Raw genomic sequence first — 17,979 nt, 5'->3', positions numbered from 1 at the left:
TCCGCCAGGCGAACGTTCCGTCCCGCAGAGCTGCCCTTCCGAGGAGGTGTAGGCAGTGCCCCCCACACTGACGTTCGTGAGCTGGGCCCGGGAGCGGGTCGGTGAACTCGTGACGGGCACCGAGGACGGGCGCGCCCGGGTGTCCACCGACGTGACGCTCACCGGCCGGGCCGCCGACGGCGCGATCACGGGCACCGAGGCGCGCCAGGTCCGCTTCCTGCTCGCCGGCCCGCAGGACGTGGCGGGCCTGAAACCGGGTGCGGTCGTCGGCCGCTACCCGGTGCCGGGGGCCGTCGACGCCGAGACCGACAAGTGCCCGCACGTCGAGTTCGCCGACGCCGCCCTGCCCTGGCGCTACACCCCGGCCGCGAACCCCGCGGCCGGCACCGGGGTCCTGCGGCCGTGGCTGGCCCTGGTCGTCGGGGTCGAGGGCACCGAACTGACCCTCGCCGGCGACTCCGTGTCGCTCGGAACGGAGGTCCAGAACGCCCACCCACTCGCCGCGCCGCACCCGCACGGGCACGTCCAGCAGGCCGAGGGCCGCCACCTGGCCCGCCTGCTGTCGACCCGCCCGCTCGCCGCGGACACCGACTACGTCGCGCTGCTGGTACCCGCTGTCCCGGGGTGGACGGGCGCCGCCCCGGTCACCCTGCCCGTGTACGACAGCTGGCGCTTCCGAACCGCCGCCCAGCCCGGCAGCTTCGCCAAGCTGGCGGCCCGGCTGACCCCCGGCGGCGCCGACCCCGCGACCGGCCGGGCACCCGTTCGCTACCCGTACCTCGCGGACCGGGCCGTCGAGCTGCGCGGCGCGCTGGCGCCCATCGGCTCCACCGACCCGGACCTGGATCCCGCGATCGCGGTGGACCTGCCGCAGCACACCCTCCCGCCGCCCGACCCGCGCGGGCGCCCGGTGATCGGGCCGCCGGTGTACGGCGCGCTCTGGCCGTCGGCAGCCACCGCCTGGGCCGCCGGCCTCAACGGCGACCCGCGCCACCGGGGAGCCGCCGGACTCGGCCTCGAACTGGGCGTCCGGCTCCAGGAGCAGCTGGTCGAGGAGGCCCGCGAGCACGCCGGGGCGCTCGCCGTCGCCGCCCAGTGGCTCGGCCGGCTGAGCCTCGGCCTCGCCGCCTCCGGCGCCCTGTGGCGGCGCCGACTGCCCGCCGATCCGCTGCACCGGCTCTGGCTGTTCGGCCCCGCCCTGCGGCGGGTGGTCACCCCGCAGGGCCCGGTGGCGGAGCTCACGACGGCGAAGGGCCTGGCGCTGCCCCCGGGGATCTTCTCCACCGCCGCCCGCCGCGCCGTCCGCCCCGGACCGGCCCGCACGACGCTGCTCAGAGGTGCGATCGATCCCGCGGCCGTGCTCCGGGCCGCCGACCGCTGCCCCCGCCCGCCCGGTCCGAGCGAGGACGGCGTACCGCCACTCGGCCGGCGCTTCGACGAACGGCTGAAGGAGGCGCTGGCGTCGGGTCGCCTCGACAGCCGGAACGCGGTCGAAGGGCTGCGCCGCTTCGACGTCCGCCGGCTCCCCAAGGCGCTGCAGGAGCCGGCCACGGCCCTGCTCGGTCGACTGATCGCGGCCGCCTCCGACGGCCGGACCGACCTGGCCTGGGGCCGGTCGATCGAGGCCCTGACCGCGAGCGCCGCGGCCGACCCCCGCGACGAGCGGGCCCTGGCGCAAGCCCGTGAGCGGCTGGAACAGGCGCTGAAGGAGTTCGGCCGCGATCCGGAGCTGCCCGGCGACCTGGTCGGCCTGCTCGACGCCCTGGCGGAACGGCCCGGGCGCGAACCGCCGTGCCGTCCGGTGGATCTCGACGCGCTGGCCGCGAGCGTGACCCCGCTGTTCGACCCCACCGCCGAGGACGCGCCGGCGCGGGTCCGCGTCCTGGCCGGTATCGACGGACTCGACCCGGCCCAGCCGCTGGCCCCGCCCGAGGTCTGCGTCGGCCTGGACCGGCCGGTGTGGCGCGACCTGAACGACGCGTTCGCCGAGTGGCTGCTGCCCGGCGCCGGCAACCTGCCCGACGACTCGGTCAACGCCGTGCAGACCAACCCCGTCTTCACCGACGCCTTCCTGGTCGGCTACAACACCCAGCTCGTCGGCGAGCTGCGCTGGCGCAACCTGCCGATCGCCACCGGCTGCACGCCGCTGCGGGTCTTCTGGGACCGCGCGGACACCGCGTCGGGGCAGCGCGTCGACGACATCGTCGGGGTCGCGAACTGGCCGCCCGGCAGTGCGCTGGGCGCAGCCGAGCACCGGCCCGGCGGTGCGGCGGGCGGCGACCTGGTCCTGCTGTTCCGCGGGCAGCTGTTCCTGCGCTACCCGAAGACGCTGCTCTACCTGGTGTCGGCCGTCCACGGGGGCGGCGTCGACTTCGACGCCGACCCCGACCCGGCGGCGACGCGCGTGCTCCCCGCCTTCCAGGGACGGATCGGCGCCGACATCACCTTCTTCGGCTTCCAGGACCTCCCGGCCGGCGACATCGCCTCGCACTGGGTGGTGCTGGAGGAGCCGCCGTCCGGCTACCGGTTCTTCAACGACGCCGTCAGCCCGGCGGGCCGGGACGGCGCCCGGTTCGCCGACGAGGCCTTCGCCGACCCGGTGCGGGTGCTCGTCCGCGGCGACGGCCTCACCCCCTCGACACCTTGACCCTCCGTCACCGTGGCTCGCTGTCACCATGACCGCCAGTCGCCGCGACCCCGACAGCCTGACCGTTCGACCCCGGCCCCCTGAGGAGGACCCCATGCCGGCCGACCTGGGTGTGCTGCTCCCGCTGCGGATCGAGACCCGGTTCGCCGGGCCGACCCTGCGACTGCGGGTGGTGCCCGACGAGCTCTGGTTCACCCGCCACGACCCCCGGCCGGGCGCCGCCGAGGTCACCGCGCTCAAGCGCTACGCCGCGGACCCGGGCCTGCCCGCGTTCCGGGAGCTGGCCTCGGCGGTGGGCGCCCCACGGGCCGTCTTCCTGGTCCGGACGTACCTGACCCAGGACCCGGCCGAGCTGAACGAGGAACCGGTCTTCCAGCGGATCGAGGGCCTGCCGAAGGAGCTGCACGTGTGGCTGGCACGTGGCGGCGGCGACCCCGAGCACGTGCTGACCCTCGCCGTCGACCACTCCCGGCTGGCCGTGGCCCTGGACTCGACGGCCCCCCGCTGGTGGGAGGACTGGGACGAGGCCGTCCGGGCCGGACTCGCCGGGGAGGTACCGCTGCCCGGCGACCCCGACGACATCGACCTGCTCGTCGTCACCGGACTGGGCGGCACACCGCCCGGCGCACTGTTCGGCGCACTGAGCGCCGAGGGCAGGCTCGGACTGGTCGCACCGGGCACGGCCACCAACACGGTGGACGGCGAACCCGCGGCCGGGCTCGCCACGGACGCCGACACCTGCTGGCAGCTGCTCGACGGCACGCCGGGTGAGAACGAACAACTGGTCAGTCTCGCCCTCACCGGCGACGAGCGGTTGCTGGGCCGGCTGCCGGGCCCGACCGAGCCGCACTTCAGCGCCTCCACCGGCATGGTCCGCGCCCTGTGGCCCGCGCTGTGGGGATTCGCCGCGACGGACGTGTGGGCGCTGCCGCGCGCGGCCGACACCGCCGCCTGGGCCGCCGAGGCACTCTTCCCCGAGGGGATGTTCCCGGCCGTCCGGGTGGGCCCGCAGCCCTACGGCCTGCTCCCGGCCACCGCCCTGACCCGCTGGGTGGCCGGCAAACAGGACGTCGAACCGGGCCTGCTCCCGCCGCTCCTGCGGCTGAGGGAGGTCTGGCAGGCCGCGGCCGAGCGGCGCGGGACGGTCGCCGGCACCTCCACGGAGGGCCTGCTCGACCTGCTCGGCCACGTCCCCAGCGCCCCGTCCTACCGGCACCGCCGGGCGGCGCCGCTGGAGCTGTGGTGGCAGTCGATGCTGCTGCTGGGCACCGCGGGCGGGTGGCACGAACTCGACCAGCAGTGGCAGCTGACCTACCCGCTCGCCGGCGAGCTGGGGCTGGCCCCGCACCGCCGGTACGGCTCGCGCGGGCGCACCGGCCCGCTGCGGATGCCCCTGGTCGTGCCGGACGGTCTGCCGGCCGACCGCACCGTCGGTGAGGTGCTGGCGCTGCTGCTGAAGACCGCGACCCGCGCGCCCGCCCTGTTCGCCGACACCCGGGCCCTCGCGGAGCGGCTGCGGGTGGAACCGGACAGTCTGCTGCTGCGCCTGGTCGTCCGAGCGCTGCAGGTCGCCATCGGCGACGTCGGCAGGGAGACGCTCGGGGAGCCCGTCCCGGCCCTGGAAGAGCCGGCCCGCCCCGACAACCGGCAGGGGCGGCTGGAGCACTGGATCAGCCGGACCACACCCGAGATGCTGCGCGGTACGAGCCCGGCCGCGGTGGCCTTCCAGCGGGTGGTCGGCGGGCTCGCGTCCCTCGTCAAGACGTCGGAGGACCGCCTCGAACGGATGCTGCGGGCGAACCTCGACACCGCGACGCACCGCCTCGACCCGTGGCTGGCCGGCCCGCCCACCCGCCGGCTCCAGGATCTGCTCGACGCCCGGCCGGCCCCGCGGCTCGGCGCCTACGGCTGGGTGGACGCACCGCGGCCGGGCAGCCCCGGGCCCACGCCCGCCGGGCTGCTGCACGCCCCCTCGCAGGCCCAGGCGCTGACCGCCACCGTGCTGCGGGACCGCGCGGTCAACGACCCGCAGGCCGGTCGCTGGGCCATGGACCTGACCTCGCGGACCGTCCGCGACGCGGCGCGGCTGGGCGACTCCGTCCGCGCGGGGGCCCACCTTGGCGAGGTGCTGGGCCGCGAGGTCGAACGGATCGCCGGCTCGCCGGACCTCGTCGACGCCCTGCGCACCGCGTTCCCGCTGCGCACCGAACACGCCGGCCGCCGGGTCTGCGACGGCCTGACCGTCCTGGACGCACCCCCCGCGTCCCTCGGCATGTCGGGCGCCCAGCTGGCCGAGGTGACGGCCCTGCGGCAGGCCGTGGACGCCTACGGCGACCTGCTCGTCGCCGAGGCCGTGCACCACGTCACCCAGGGACGGCCGACGGTGGCGGGCGCGGCGATGGACGCCGCTGCCGGACTGTCCCGGCCGCCCGAGCTGGAGGTGGTCAACAGCCGGCGGCAGGGCCGTGCGGTGGCCACCGGCGTACTGCTCCTGCTGCCCGACGTGGCCGCGCCGGCGATTCCGGACGAGCCGGCGGAGCACGCCCTGCTGTCGCCGGCCGCACTGGCGGACCCGTCCGCTGCGGCCTTCCTGGCCGCCCGGACGGGCCCCGCGACCGCCTGGACCTGGACCGTGCCGGGCGAGGCCGGGGACGTCCGGGTCAGCCTGGCCGATCTGGGCCTGACCCCGGCCGACGCGCTCGCCCTCCCGCTCACCGACCTGGAGCGCCTGGTGGTCGCCGCGGCCGGCGGACGGGACACCGAACTCGCGTCCGCGGACGGCTCGCGTCGCTACGAGGACGCCGCCCGGCTGGTCGGCCTGCTCGGCCGCTCGCCGGCGGGCCCCGACGCGATCACCACCGAGCCCGGGCTGCCCACCCCGCCCAGCGGCGTCGAGGCCGGGCTGCGGGCCCGCTACGAGGAGCTGCGCCGGACGGCGAAGATCCTCGCCGATCTGCTGGCGGACACCACCGAACCGGCCGGTGCGGAGCGGCTGCTGGTGGCCTGCCGGGCCTGGGGGATCGCCCCCGACCCGCCCCCGGAGGCGGCTCCCGGTGCGGCCTCCGAGCGGGCCCGCACCCTGCTGTCCGAGCGGGCGCAGGCCGCCCCCGACCCGGCCGGTCTCGACACCGGCGGCCTGCTCGACGCCATCACCCGGCTCGTCAGCCCGACCGGGCAGCTCGCCGTCCTGTCGCCGGCGGCACCGCCGCCGGTCGAACCGGCCGACCTCGACCTGGACTGGCTCGCGACCGTCGCCGCCGTCCGGCCGCCGCTGGCCCGGCTGGAGGTCGAACAGCTCCGCACGCCGGCCTTCGCCGCCTGGTCCACCAAACCCGCGGACCCGTGGCAACAGGACCCGGCGGACACCGGCCGGCTCGTCGTGGCCTACGCCCCCACCGGACTCGACCTCACCGCGACCCCGCAGGTGGCCGCGGCCGTACTGGACCGGTGGACCGAGGTCGTCCCCGACCCGGAGCAGACGACGGCGGCGGCGTTCGGCTTCGACGCCCCGGCCGCCCGCGCCCCGCAGGGCATCCTGCTGGCCGTACCGCCCGATCCCAAGGCGGAGCTGGACGACCGGACCGTGCTGGACATCGTGGTCGAGACCCGGCAGCTCGCCCACGCCCGGATGGCCCGGCCGGCCGACCTCGACCCGGCCGTCCTGGGACTGCTGCCGACCGTCCTGCTGCCCGCGACCGGCCGCACCGACACCCCCATCGAGTGACGGCGTGGCATGGGAGTGAAGGTCTGACATGAGAGTGAGGGTCTGACATGGCCATCATCTACGACCTGGTGCGGCGGATCACGGCCACGCCCCGCCTGGACGACCTGGCCAGGGGATTCGCGGCGGAGGTCGCCGACCCGGCGTGGCTGCTCGGGCGCCAGTGGCAGCTCGGCGAGCACCAGGGCGAGGACGCCTCGTCGCCGGTGCGGGTCCACTACGCGTGCCGGCAGACGCCCATCGAGCCGCTGAGCGGCGGCGACCCGGTCACCACGCCCGCGGAGGCGATCGTGGAGTCCGAACCCTTCGACTGGTGGACGCCGGGCCGGCGGGTCGGACTGGGCCGCCTGGCGGCCGACGCGGCCGGACAGGCGGGCGTCGCGATCCCTGCCGACGACCGCGACCTGCTGCTCGCCGGGCTGCCGGTGCCGTACGACACCTTCACCGGCTTCGACGGCCGCGCCCTGTGGGCCCGGCGGGAGGAGCTCGGCCTCGACCCTTCCTGGTTCGGCCCGGCTGCGCCGCCCGAGCGGGAACCGGAAGACCTGTGGGACCCCACCGAGTTCGGCTACTCCGCCGACTTCACCGCCGGCGGCGTCGATCTCGCCGTCCGCCGGCACGACGGCGGAGACCTGGACTGGTACAGCGCGGACGCCTCGGGGACCGCGGCCGCCAAGGGCGGCGAGAAACGGCAGGTGTATCCGGGCCGGGTGCGCTACCCGGGGGCGCCGCTGCCCCGGTGGTGGCAGATCGAGGACTCGGCGGTCGACATCGGCGGCTACCCGCCGGACCGCTCGCACTTCGCCACGCTGCTGCTGATCGATCTGATCGTCAATCAGTCGGACGACTGGTTCGACTTCCCCGTCGACGCCCTGGCGGGCCACATCGTGACGCTGACCTCCGTGACGGTGGTCGACTCCTTCGGGGACAAGTGGAAACTCGCCCCGCCCGCGGACGGCTGGAGCCTGTACGCGACCGAGGGCCTCGGCCGGGAGTCCCTGGTCGTCTGGGCCGCCGCGGCCACACCGCTCAGCGGGCCGGTGCTCGACGAGGTGACGGTCGGCGTCGACGAGGACGCCAACCTCGCGTGGGCGGTCGAGCGCCGGGTCACCGGACGGGACGTCGGGAGCCCGCCGGACCCTCCCCCGCCCGTCCCCGAAACCGTCGACGCCTCCGGCCGCCTCGGCCACACCTACGAGGCGGCGACCCGGACACCACCCGGCTGGCACCCGTACGTCATCAAGCCCGTCGACGGCCGGCGCAGGTTCGTCCAGGCCCGGGCCGCGGACCTGACCGGTCCGGTGCCGGTGCTGATGCCGGAGCCCGTCAGCGACCTGCTGGTCGTCGCGCCCACCCACCCCGTCCACCAGGTCGAGCCGGCCGCGATCCCGGTGGACGGGCTGCGGCTCGAACGCCGGGCGATGCTCGCCCGCGCGACCGACGGCAGCCCGGTGCTGTGGACCCAGCGCCGCCGTGCGCCCCTGCTGACGCCGCCGGCGTTCAGGCTGCACTTCGACGCGCTCACCCCGCAGCCACCGGGCGCCTGAGGAAAGGAGCACATCATGTCGACGAGCAGCACCCGGAACGTCTCACGCCAGGCCGGCGACCAGTTCCGCACCGGACGGGATTTCATCGTCGAGGACGCCTCGCTGAGGCGCCTCCCCTACCACCTGCTGCGCCTCACCCTGGCCGGCCTCACCCAGGCGGAGGTCGACGACCTGAGCGAGTACGCGAGGCTCGCCTTCTCGAACGCCGACACCTCCGCGAAGGCCGACACGATCCGCGGACGCGCCGACGCCAGCCGCCTAGCGGTCGCCGTCGTCGACATCGTCGAGCAGAGCGGCCCTCGGGACCGGCGCGGCCAGGTGCTCCTGGGTGCGATCCTCGGCGCCCACGCGGGGCTCGACGCCGACCGGCGGGACGACCGCTCGACGGACGCCGTCACGGGCGCGGTCGGCGGCGCCGTCGCCGCGGCCACCACCGGTCTCGTCACCGAGATGATCGACCAGGTCGGAATCACCGACCACCTCGCCACCGAGACCTGACCGTCGCCGTCACCACCGGGCGGGGCGAGCCGTACGGGGGCCCGGCCGACACCGGCAGCCCGTCAGGGCCGGGTGCCCGGGGCGCTTGCGGTGGCCGCGCTCCGCGTCCCGTCCTTCCTCCAGGCGCCGACACCGAGCCGGCCCGTGGTGCCCAGGTCGAGCTCCGGGATCACCATGACCGGGTCGGCACCCGCTTTCGCCCGGACCCTCAGATACGGAGCGTTCACCGGGCCGGCCGGCCCGGCCTCCACGGTGTTGCGCCAGACCAACCCGGCGTAGGCGCGCTCGCCGGGCCCCAGCGTGACCGGCTGCGGCTGATCGTCGGCGCCGGTGCCGGTCGAGATGGCGCTGCCGCCGTGCAGGACCTGCACGCTGCCGACGGGCCTGTGCTCCTCGTCGATGACCTGGAGTTCCGGATAGCCGTTCAGCTGGACGGTTCCCGCCCCGCAGTTCTCCAGGTGGAGGCCGAGGACGCGCAGCCCCATGGCGGCATCACCCTCGTCGGCGTACACCCGCGTCCCGGACGACGGGCAGACCCCGGACTCGGCCGACGCCTCCTTGCTCGGAACACTGCGCACCTTGGTGATCCGCACCCACTCGCCGCCCACGGACGCGGACGCGGCTGCGCCTGAGGGGACGGTACCGGCCATGTGCTGTTCGGTCAGGACGGACGGGGACGCACCTGCCGCGACGGTGCCCACCACCGTCCGACCGGGCGCAACGTCCGGCACCGTCTGCCTGCTGACCGACATCGCCTTCCCGGACGGAGACAGGTGCGTGAACGTGACCGTGTAGGTGAAGGGTTCGCTCCCCCGGTTGGTGACCGCGAACTCGGTACAGAGCGGGCCGGAGCCCGTGATCCTGACACCACCCACCTCCGGCTCGGCCGGATCACCGACCGGTGCCGAAGCCGACCGGCCCGTCGGCACGCCGCAGGCAGACATGCCGCTAGGCCGGGCGGCGGCCTGCGGACCGGTGGTGGCCTGCGAGCCGCACGCGGTGAGCACCAGGACCCCGGCGGCCAGGAGGACAGGAGAAGCGGTACGGGAACGATGCACCCACCGAGCTGACCATGACCGGGCGTCAGGGGCCGTGACGGCGGTCACACTTCCGGCAACAGCCCTGTCACAGCCGAGGGAAGCGCCGCCCGGGTCTGCAGTCACCCCCGTCGGCGCGTCAGACGGCCGGCTTCCGGACGGAGGTCGGCCCGGTGGCGAGAAGCGCCGTGATCTCGTCGGCGAGGTGCGGGCCGAGCTCGCCCCAGCCGTCCTTGTAGCCGTAGACGCCGGCGAGGGTGCGGGCCTCGTAGTCGCCGTTCATGATCTCGATGTCGTTGGCCGTGATGAGTGCCGGGTGCGCCACGCCGACGGCTGCCGAGACCTTGGTCAGCTCCCTGCGCAGGGTCCGCAGGTAGGAGGCGGCCCGGGTGGCCTTCGAGGTCGGGTCGAGGCCGCGGGCCAGCCACGGGTTCTGGGTTGCTATGCCGGTGGGGCACTTGTCGGTGTGGCACTTCTGCGCCTGGATGCAGCCGATCGACAGCATCGCCTCACGGGCCACGTTGATCATGTCGGCACCCAGGGCGAAGGCGACCGCGGCGTTCTCGGGCAGGCCGAGCTTGCCCGAGCCGATGAAGGTCAGGTCGTCGGTCAGCCCCAGCTCGGCGAAGGTGCCGTAGACCCGGGAGAAGCCCATCCGGAACGGCAGTGACACCGAGTCGGCGAAGATCCGCGGCGCCGCCCCGGTGCCGCCCTCGCCGCCGTCGACGGTCACGAAGTCGACCCCGCGGTCACCGCGCGCCATCAGCGTGGCCAGCTCCTGCCAGAAGCCCATCTCTCCCACCGCGCTCTTGACCCCGACCGGCAGACCGGTCTCGGTGGCGAGCAACTCGACGAAGTCGAGCATCGAGTCGACGTCGCTGAACGCGGAGTGCCGCGACGGGGAGGCGCAGTCCTTCCCGACCGGGATGCCGCGGATCCCGGCGATCTCCGGGGTCACCTTCGCGCCCGGCAGCATCCCGCCCAGCCCCGGCTTGGCGCCCTGGGAGAGCTTGATCTCTATCGCCTTGACCGGAGCACCGGCGACCACGTCCTTGAGCTTGTCGAGGTTGAAGCTGCCGTCCTCGTTGCGGCAGCCGAAGTACGCCGTACCGAGCTGAAGGACGAGGTCACCGCCGTTGCGGTGGTACGGCGAGAGGCCGCCCTCGCCCGTGTTGTGCATCGTCCCTGCCAGCGCCGCCCCCTTGTTGAGCGCCGTGATGGCCGCGCCGGAGAGCGATCCGAAGCTCATCGCCGAAATGTTCACCACGCTCGCCGGCCGGAACGCCTTCGCGCGCCCGCGCGGCCCGCCCAGCACCTTGGCCGAGGGCAGCGGAGCCAGCGGGTCGTGCGTGTCGGGCAGCGCGCCGGCGAACGTGCGCTGCTTCAGGTAGGCGTGCCCCTGTACGTGCTCGACGTCGACCTCGGTCCCGAACCCGAAGTAGTTGTTCTCCTCCTTCGCCGAGGCGTAGATCCACGTGCGCTGGTCACGACTGAACGGGCGCTCCTCCTCGTTGGAGGTCACGATGTACTGCCGCAGCTCCGGCCCGATCGTCTCCAACAGGTACCGGGCATGCCCGATCACCGGGAAGTTCCGGAGCAGTGCGTGCCTCTTCTGGACGAGGTCGCGGGCCGCCAGAAGCGCCACCGCTGTTGCGGCCGCCGCGCCGATCTTCCGGGCTTGCATGGACGTTCCTCCTCGATGCACCTCTCCATCCCCCGCGGTGGAGTCGATGCGACACGATGGTAGGAGGCCACCCGGACAGGCACGCGGTCAGGGGGTCGGTCCGCGGTACGGCATCGCGCGGCGGGGGCGACGGGATGGCGGTGCCGACACTGGCGCCTGTCGCGGACGGCCACGGCCGATCGGAGGCGTCTTCTCCGTAGGTGCGGACCTGGATCGGCGTGCTGCCGTCGGGAAGACGCGGCGAGGGCCGTGATGGTCCGGAACTGCGGGCAATCCCTGGAGGCATCGCCATCGGTTCACCCCCCACGACCGCAGACACAGCAGCGGCTCACAAGGGCCGATCTCTCGTCAACATGTGGATCCCCACCGAGAATTTGGCATCGGAATCCCCCTGCTAGGGTGGCCCGATGGCATCGGTCAAGCAGTTCCAAGTCACCTTCGATTGCGCAGAACCTGAGCGTGTCGCTCGCTTCTGGTGCGAGGTGCTGGGGTACGTCGTACCGCCGCCACCGGAGGGGTTTGCGACCTGGGACGATTTCAATCGCTCGCTGCCGCCCGAGGATCGGGACTCGTGGTTCGCATGCAGCGATCCCTCAGGTGTGGGCCCGCGCCTGTACTTCCAGCGCGTTCCCGAAGGCAAGGTCGTCAAGAATCGGCTGCACCTTGACGTGCGGGTCGGCACCGGACTTGTGGGTGCTGAGCGCCTGGCCACGCTTGAGGCCGAATGCGCACGACTGGTCGCGCTCGGTGCGACCCACGTGCGAACGCTGTACGCCGACGAGGAGAACGAGTCGTGCATCCCGATGCTGGACATCGAGGGCAACGAGTTCTGTATCGACTGAGCGTCCTCCGAGACGGCGAGGTGGGGAGCCGTGTCCCTTGGGCTTCTCCAAAGGTGGTCCCGCATGGGGCGGGAGTCGTCCCGTCCTTCGACTACTGGGGCGGCCGGCGTCTGCGCCGGCCGGGGGCGGGCCATGCGAGGTCGGAGATCGAGCTGCCGACCAGCGGGCCGAGCTCCTCGTCGGCCACGGGCTGCCAGCCGGCGGCGTCGTGGCAGACGTACGGGCCGAGCGGTCGACCCGCACCGTCCGGGCCGGTGACGGTACGGCGCCAGCCCAAAGCGGTCTCGTCCGTGCCGGGTGGATCCTCGGACCCGGTAGGTGACCGTCCGACATGGACGACGACGAACACGTCGAACTCGCGGGGCGCTCCGCCCCGGTCGTACCGGTACACGCCGCCCGGTTCGAAGAAGCCCTAGGCCATGGGCCACGCCTCCCAACCGCGCCTGCCCGCAGGACGAACCCGGTATGCCCTCCACCACCCGAACGTCACCAGGCTGCGCCGCTTAGGCACGTTCACGGCCGTCGAGCAGGTCGTACAGGAGGCGCAGCGTCAGCTCGAGCAGGGCGAGTGGGAGCCGGCCCCGGGGGATCCGGCGCTGGCCCGGCAGACCGACAGTCCGGCGGATGTGCAGGAAGGGCCGCCGCGGATCGACCGGCTGGAGGGGTTGCGGGAGCCCTCGCCGGTCTCGCTCTCGCCGTCGCCCACCCCCACAGCCACCTCGCCTGGTTCCTCGCCCGGTGCAGCAGCCGACTGACCCTGATCCTGCACTGGCGCGCCCTGCCCGCTCCCGACGGCCACGCCTTCGGCGCCGTGCTCCCCACCGCCGAGCGACTCACCGACACCGAGAACGCCGTACGGCTCCTGGCCGCCATGCTCAACCGCACCGGCCACCGTCCGGAGACGGCCTCCTGACGGCTCCTCGGCCGACCGGGCCGACCGGCAGGCGGGCATGGTGCGACCGGGTGGCTCAGCACGGCCGGGCGGGTGACCTCTGCGGAATGTCGACCCAGCCGGGACGGCAAAGCGTGCCAACGGTTGAGATGCGGTGCCCCCGGGGCGCCGGCCGCCCGATCGCCGACCACTCGGGGAGTGAGTTCCGCCATGTCCATCGCCCACCGGATCCTGCAGTTACTCCTCGCCCTCGCCTGCGCCGCCGGTCTGTGGACCGCCACCACCGCCCCCGCAAGCGCGACCCCCGCCCGAACCACGGCTGCCGCGGGCACGGTCGCGGGGCAGGGCATCGACTGGGACAGGGTCGCGGCCTGCGAGAGCGGCAGGCGCTGGCACGCCAACACCGGCAACGGCTACTACGGCGGCCTGCAGTTCAACCAGGCGACCTGGCGCGCCAACGGCGGCACCGCATACGCGCCCCGCCCCGACCTCGCCACCCGCGACCAGCAGATCGCCGTCGCCGAACACCTCGCCGCCCGCCGCGGCCTCGCCCCCTGGCCCGTCTGCGGCACCCGCGCCGGCCGCACCACCGGCCACCACACCGTCCCCGCGCCACGACCGGCGCAACGGTCCGCCGCCCAGCAGCCGGCCGTCGCCGAGCCGGACACGACCCCCGACCCCGGCCCCGCGGACGCCACCGCGCTCGTGGTCAAGGACGGCGACACCCTCGACGGCATCGCCCAAGCCCTCCAGGTCCCCGGCGGCTGGCCCGCCCTCTACCAGGCCAACCTGGACACCATCGGCGACAACCCCGACCTCATCCTCACCGGACAGACCCTCCGCCTGCCCTGACGCCCCGATCCGGCTCGACCCGGGGCGAGATCCGCGCCCTGCAGCATCTCCCGGCGGACCCCGCCCATCATCCAGCCGCCCTCTGACGACGCCGCCCTGGGGCGGATGCGACCGCCGGGAGAGTGCACGTGATCGACGCGGAAACGGGCGAGCGGCCCGGGCGGTGGAGTCGACTCAGGAAGTCGCTGCGGGAACGAGGTGGTCGAGTCCCTGCGCACTGCCCGTCGCGGCCTCGATCGAGCGCGGCAGCATGATGCTCTCGTAGGCGCGGACGGCGTCGTCGACGCTGGATTCGGTGACGAGGGCGTGGGCGAGGTCGGAGCCGTCGAGCATCGCGAGATTGGCGCCCAGCCCAACCGGGGGCATCAGGTGCGCGGCATCGCCGAGCAGCGTGACGCCGGGAACGTGCTCCCAGGTGTGCGGGGCGGGCAGGACGAACAGGGATCGGTTGATGAACCCGCTGTCGCCGTTGCGCAGGAGGTAGCGCAGGCTCTCGTCCCAGCCGTCGAACATCGTCAGCAGGTGCGTCCGTACGGCCCGCTGGTCGCCGAGGTCGATACCGGCAGCCACGTGCCAGTCCTCCGGAGCGCGGAGCGCGATGTAGGCGCGGATGTGACCGTTGCTGTTGCGCTGGGCGACCAGGGACCTGCCGGCGCCCTTCGCCAGCATCGATCCGTTGCCGACCAGCCGCGCGAGGTCGGGATGGCGGGTGTCGCAGTGGTCGAATCCGGTCTCGACGAAGGTGACGCCGGTGTAGCGCGGTGCGGCGTGCGACAGGGCCGGTCGGACGCGCGACCAGGCGCCGTCGGCACCGACCACCAGGTCGAAGTCCTCGGCGGTGCCGTCACCGAAGAGCAGCCGGCAGGTGCCGTCCGGCAGCGGGGTGACCCTGCTGACGGCGCGGTCCCACCGCACCGTGCCCTCGGTGATCGAGTCCAGCAACAGACCGCGCAGTTGGCCACGGTCGATCTCCGGCCGGCCGCCGGCGGCGGACGGCCCCTGATGCGACAGGAGGGCGGCGTCGGCGAAGTCGAGCACACGCCACTCCTCTCCTTCGGGGCGGGAGAGCGCTTGGAACCGGTCCAGGAGCCCCGCCGCCCGCAGGGCGGCCTGACCGGTGTCGGCGTGCAGGTCGAGGGTGCCGCCCTGCGGGCGGGCGCCGGCGGAGGCCTCGCGTTCGAAGACGGTGACGGAGCGGCCGTGTTGCTGCAGGACTCGGGCGCAGGTGAGGCCGCCGAGGCCGGCTCCGACAATCGCGATGCGGGGACCACGAGCAGGGTTCATGGGAGTGTCCCTCAGGAGGTGGGTGAGCCGCCGGGAGGTCCGGCCTCACCAAGAAAGCACACTCACCAAATAAGTGCAACGACTCAACTTTTGTAGCTGCTTCACTCTGGGGTACGGTATGCGAGTGACCGAACCGACCGGGCGCCGCGAGCGCAAGAAGGCCCAGACCCGCCAGTCCCTGGCCGACGCCGCACTCGAGCTCTTCCTCGACCGCGGCTACGACCAGGTCGGCGTCAAGGACATCGCCGACGCCGCCGACGTCTCGGTGACCACCCTGTTCAAGCACTTCTCCGGCAAGGAAGCCCTGGTCTTCGACCAGGACGACGACCTGGAGGCGGCGCTCGTCGCCGCCGTGCGCGACCGCACCCCCGGCACGTCGATCCCGCAGGCGCTGCGCGAGCACATCCTGCTGAAGCAGACCCAGTTCGCCGTGCATGCCACGGACCCGCGGTTCGCCGATTTCACACGCATGGTGCAGGAGACCCCCGCGCTGCGCGACTACGCCCACCGCATGTGGACGCGCCACGAAGCAGCCCTGGCGCGGGCCATCGCCGAGGCTGTCGGCGCCCACGAGGACGACCTCAGCTGCGCCGCCCTGGCTCATTTCGCCCTTGAGGCCCGCGGCCTCATCCTGCGGCACGCCGAGCCGCACCGCGTCGCCGACGAGGCCTTCGCATTGCTCGAACACGGCTGGGCGGCCTCCCACCCGGGCAGCTGACCCGGTCTGCGCGGAGTCCTGGTGCGCGTGGACGCGTTGCGCGCCCTCACAGGTTCAACCTGAGTAACTACGCTGCCCAGGGCTGCTGCAAAGTCCTGTGATCTTGTAATCGTGCCGGTCAAATGATGCCCAGCAGGTCGAGCGGGCGGGTGAAGGGCTCGTAGGCGGCGTGGCGGATGCCGGCAGCGATGTGTCCCCCGACAGATACCGAGCAGGAAGAGCGCGTCATGACTCAGGAGATCCTCCGACGTGCCGCCGGATATGCGCACCGGTTCAACACACTCTTCGAGGAGTACTTCGACTCGTTGGGCACCGAGCTCGATGCGCCGGCGTTCAGCCGGTTCACCCCGGAGTGCCTGCGATTGCTGCGGGAGCTTTCCATGCGGGGCGGCAAGCGGATGCGGGTCGTCGTGCTGCACGAGGCAGCGCGTCTGGTCACCGCCGAGCCCGTCGACGGGCTGGACGCCGCCGGGCTGAGCATCGAGCTGCTGCAGACCCACGGCCTGATACACGACGACCTCATCGACGACAGCCCCACCCGCCGCGGCGGCCCGACCACCTACTACGCCTACCGCGAGCAGTTCCCCGGCCACCCGCAGACGGCTCTCGGGCTGACCGTACTGGCAGGCGACCTCGCCCTTGCCCTGGCACTGCGGGTGCTCCTCACCGCGGAGGTGCCCGTGGCGGTGCGGCAGGCCATGGCCGAGGTGCAGACGAGGGCCGCGGCCGACACGTTCATCGGCCAGATCATCGATCTGGAACGCGACTTCGCCGCGGCCCCGGACGAGGAGATGCTGCACTGCGTGGCCGACTACAAGTCCGCCCGGTACTCGATCCTCGCGCCCCTGCAGCTCGGTCTCCTGGCCGCGGGCGAGCAGCCCTCGCACTGGGAGAAGGAACTGCGCGAGTATGCGCGGCTGGTGGGGATCGGCGGGCAGATGCGCGACGACTACCTGGACCTGTTCGGAGACGCGGCCACCATGGGCAAGCCGTGTGGTGCCGACCTGCGCCAGGGCAGGCACAGCTACACCGTCCGGGCCCTGCTCGCGGTCGCCGATGACGCCGAGCGCCGCGCCGTGGAGGCCGCTCTCGGCAACCCGTCCTGCACCGCGGAGACCATCGCCGCCGTCCGGGAGACCGCCGAGCACCGGGGCGTGCCGGGCATGATGGAGGCGGACATGCGCCGTTGCGCCGAGCGGGCGTCCGCGGTGGCCGCCGGCTGGCGGTCGCGGTGGCGGGAGGAATCGGTTGCCTTCTTCGAGCAGCTGCCGCTGTGGAGCATCGAGCGGGCAACCTGACCGGCGGCCGCACCGTTCGCACTGCGCCGGCCCGCCGCCGGGCGCAGGACCCGGCTGGTCGCCGTCCTGGGGGGGCTGGGCACCGAGCCGCGGCCGTCGGGGCTCCGCCGCATCCCGCAATCCGGATGACGTGAGGGCCCGAGTACCAAGGACGGCCGGTTCCAAAACCGCCGCCAGGCCGCGGCTGGTAGTCCGGTAATCCTCGCCGAGGCCGGGATTGGCCGCCGTGGTGGCAGCCGAGCGTCGCGCATACCGAGTGAGACTGCCGCCCGCGACCTCTTCTCCGACCAAGTACGGGGGGCAGATTTCTTCCGGCGGGGTGCCGGCGTCGCCCGCCGCCTGACAACCCGGAGGGATGCATCGATCGCGCGTGACAGCGCCGCAGGCGCCCTGTCGGCCTCCGGGGCGGCGGGTGTGTACTGGGGGCTGACCGCATCGAGGGGGACGTATGCCGAACACGCCGGATTCGGGAGCATCCGAGCCACCGCACGAGGAGGAGCCCTGGCTGAACAGTCGCGAGGTCGCCGCGCTGTGGCCGGTCCGTGAGGACTGGCTGCCGGGCGCCGCTGGGCGCGCGGATGTCCGCGTCCGCCAAGTCGGCGGGGAGAGCCGAGGCACTTACGGGGCGGCGCCGACCTATTACTACTACCACCCGGGGGATGCGCGGCAGGCCGCGACGGCTATCGCCGAAGGCCGCGTCGACATCCCGTCGGTCTGGCGCACCGACACTCCCGACGGCCGGCGGGCGGAGTGCTGGAGCAGGTTCCGGTTCCGTCTCACCTGCGGGGTCCTGCTGGCCCTGGTCCTGCTCGTCCTGGGGTTGGCGGTCTACGACATGGTGTCGTCAACTTGACCCGGCTCTGAAGGACTCCGTTGGGAAATCCGCAAAGCGGTGATGGCGGATGGTTCCGGCTGCCAGGATCGGGCTTGTTGTCGGTCAAGGGGGTCGGGTGTCGCTG

Annotated in this window: 14 protein-coding genes; 10 read left to right on the top strand and 4 right to left on the bottom strand. The window is 73.7% G+C overall.

Going from position 1 to position 17,979, the window contains the following annotated elements; all coding sequences use genetic code 11:
• The first annotated feature begins 76 nt into the window (after window positions 1-76).
• From AB0P35_RS27200 to AB0P35_RS27185, 4 genes are all read left to right on the top strand, one after another.
• Window positions 77-2,647 (top strand): hypothetical protein, encoded by a 2,571-nt coding sequence (locus AB0P35_RS27200; RefSeq protein WP_363515564.1) that lies wholly within the window; start codon window positions 77-79, stop codon window positions 2,645-2,647.
• A gap of 94 nt (window positions 2,648-2,741) precedes the next feature.
• Entirely contained in the window at window positions 2,742-6,371 is a 3,630-nt protein-coding gene (locus tag AB0P35_RS27195; protein ID WP_363515561.1) for a hypothetical protein, read from the top strand.
• 47 nt (window positions 6,372-6,418) lie between these two features.
• Complete coding sequence (locus AB0P35_RS27190) at window positions 6,419-7,915, top strand: hypothetical protein (protein WP_363515558.1); 1,497 nt, start codon at window positions 6,419-6,421, stop codon at window positions 7,913-7,915.
• 15 nt (window positions 7,916-7,930) lie between these two features.
• On the top strand, window positions 7,931-8,413 hold the full coding sequence (locus tag AB0P35_RS27185; RefSeq protein ID WP_363515555.1) for a hypothetical protein: 483 nt from the start codon (window positions 7,931-7,933) through the stop codon (window positions 8,411-8,413).
• A 62-nt stretch (window positions 8,414-8,475) separates the two neighbouring features.
• On the opposite strand, the gene AB0P35_RS27180 is transcribed toward AB0P35_RS27185, so the two are convergent.
• Both AB0P35_RS27180 and AB0P35_RS27175 read right to left on the bottom strand, forming a co-directional pair.
• A complete protein-coding gene (locus tag AB0P35_RS27180; RefSeq protein ID WP_363515552.1) occupies window positions 8,476-9,165 on the bottom strand; it encodes a DUF4232 domain-containing protein in 690 nt (229 codons plus the stop codon).
• A 424-nt stretch (window positions 9,166-9,589) separates the two neighbouring features.
• Window positions 9,590-11,134 (bottom strand): FMN-binding glutamate synthase family protein, encoded by a 1,545-nt coding sequence (locus AB0P35_RS27175; RefSeq protein WP_363515549.1) that lies wholly within the window; start codon window positions 11,132-11,134, stop codon window positions 9,590-9,592.
• Between the two features lie 407 nt (window positions 11,135-11,541).
• Here AB0P35_RS27175 and AB0P35_RS27170 point away from each other — a divergent pair, with 407 nt between their 5' ends.
• Window positions 11,542-11,976, top strand: a complete 435-nt coding sequence (locus tag AB0P35_RS27170) for a VOC family protein (RefSeq protein ID WP_363515546.1) — start codon at window positions 11,542-11,544, stop codon at window positions 11,974-11,976.
• A 91-nt stretch (window positions 11,977-12,067) separates the two neighbouring features.
• Here the strand turns inward: AB0P35_RS27170 and AB0P35_RS27165 are convergent, their stop codons facing one another.
• Window positions 12,068-12,367 (bottom strand): hypothetical protein, encoded by a 300-nt coding sequence (locus AB0P35_RS27165; protein ID WP_363515543.1) that lies wholly within the window; start codon window positions 12,365-12,367, stop codon window positions 12,068-12,070.
• A gap of 28 nt (window positions 12,368-12,395) precedes the next feature.
• Between AB0P35_RS27165 and AB0P35_RS27160 the strand changes: the two genes are divergently transcribed.
• A complete protein-coding gene (locus AB0P35_RS27160; protein WP_363515540.1) occupies window positions 12,396-12,731 on the top strand; it encodes a hypothetical protein in 336 nt (111 codons plus the stop codon).
• A 347-nt stretch (window positions 12,732-13,078) separates the two neighbouring features.
• Window positions 13,079-13,720, top strand: a complete 642-nt coding sequence (locus AB0P35_RS27155) for a transglycosylase family protein (protein ID WP_363515537.1) — start codon at window positions 13,079-13,081, stop codon at window positions 13,718-13,720.
• Between the two features lie 174 nt (window positions 13,721-13,894).
• Here the strand turns inward: AB0P35_RS27155 and AB0P35_RS27150 are convergent, their stop codons facing one another.
• Window positions 13,895-15,004 carry an NAD(P)/FAD-dependent oxidoreductase gene (locus AB0P35_RS27150; protein WP_363515534.1) on the bottom strand — a complete coding sequence of 370 codons (1,110 nt, stop codon included), beginning with the start codon at window positions 15,002-15,004 and terminating at the stop codon, window positions 13,895-13,897.
• 124 nt (window positions 15,005-15,128) lie between these two features.
• On the opposite strand from AB0P35_RS27150, the gene AB0P35_RS27145 reads away from it, so the two are divergent.
• The 3 genes from AB0P35_RS27145 (at window position 15,129) to AB0P35_RS27135 (ending at window position 17,873) form a co-directional block, all read left to right on the top strand.
• Window positions 15,129-15,722, top strand: a complete 594-nt coding sequence (locus AB0P35_RS27145; protein WP_363515531.1) for a helix-turn-helix domain-containing protein — start codon at window positions 15,129-15,131, stop codon at window positions 15,720-15,722.
• A gap of 227 nt (window positions 15,723-15,949) precedes the next feature.
• Window positions 15,950-17,020 carry a polyprenyl synthetase family protein gene (locus tag AB0P35_RS27140; RefSeq protein WP_363515528.1) on the top strand — a complete coding sequence of 357 codons (1,071 nt, stop codon included), beginning with the start codon at window positions 15,950-15,952 and terminating at the stop codon, window positions 17,018-17,020.
• A 448-nt stretch (window positions 17,021-17,468) separates the two neighbouring features.
• Entirely contained in the window at window positions 17,469-17,873 is a 405-nt protein-coding gene (locus AB0P35_RS27135; RefSeq protein ID WP_363515525.1) for a hypothetical protein, read from the top strand.
• Window positions 17,874-17,979 lie beyond the last annotated feature (106 nt).

Source organism: Kitasatospora sp. NPDC085879 (assembly GCF_040686255.1).
In the GTDB taxonomy this organism is placed as follows: Bacteria; Actinomycetota; Actinomycetes; order Streptomycetales; family Streptomycetaceae; genus Kitasatospora.
The sequence above is the reverse complement of the archived record's forward strand: the minus strand, read 5'-3'. Positions and strand labels throughout refer to the sequence as shown.

Bases quoted from the DNA above. Each gene is read 5' to 3' on its own strand.
- AB0P35_RS27150 (WP_363515534.1), bottom strand. From the start codon at position 15,004: ATGAACCCTGCTCGTGGTCCCCGCATCGCGATTGTCGGAGCCGGCCTC.
- AB0P35_RS27135 (WP_363515525.1), top strand. From the start codon at position 17,469: ATGCCGAACACGCCGGATTCGGGAGCATCCGAGCCACCGCACGAGGAG.
- AB0P35_RS27190 (WP_363515558.1), top strand. From the start codon at position 6,419: ATGGCCATCATCTACGACCTGGTGCGGCGGATCACGGCCACGCCCCGC.
- AB0P35_RS27160 (WP_363515540.1), top strand. From the start codon at position 12,396: ATGGGCCACGCCTCCCAACCGCGCCTGCCCGCAGGACGAACCCGGTAT.
- AB0P35_RS27185 (WP_363515555.1), top strand. From the start codon at position 7,931: ATGTCGACGAGCAGCACCCGGAACGTCTCACGCCAGGCCGGCGACCAG.
- AB0P35_RS27175 (WP_363515549.1), bottom strand. From the start codon at position 11,134: ATGCAAGCCCGGAAGATCGGCGCGGCGGCCGCAACAGCGGTGGCGCTT.
- AB0P35_RS27195 (WP_363515561.1), top strand. From the start codon at position 2,742: ATGCCGGCCGACCTGGGTGTGCTGCTCCCGCTGCGGATCGAGACCCGG.
- AB0P35_RS27155 (WP_363515537.1), top strand. From the start codon at position 13,079: ATGTCCATCGCCCACCGGATCCTGCAGTTACTCCTCGCCCTCGCCTGC.
- AB0P35_RS27140 (WP_363515528.1), top strand. From the start codon at position 15,950: ATGACTCAGGAGATCCTCCGACGTGCCGCCGGATATGCGCACCGGTTC.
- AB0P35_RS27170 (WP_363515546.1), top strand. From the start codon at position 11,542: ATGGCATCGGTCAAGCAGTTCCAAGTCACCTTCGATTGCGCAGAACCT.
- AB0P35_RS27180 (WP_363515552.1), bottom strand. From the start codon at position 9,165: ATGTCGGTCAGCAGGCAGACGGTGCCGGACGTTGCGCCCGGTCGGACG.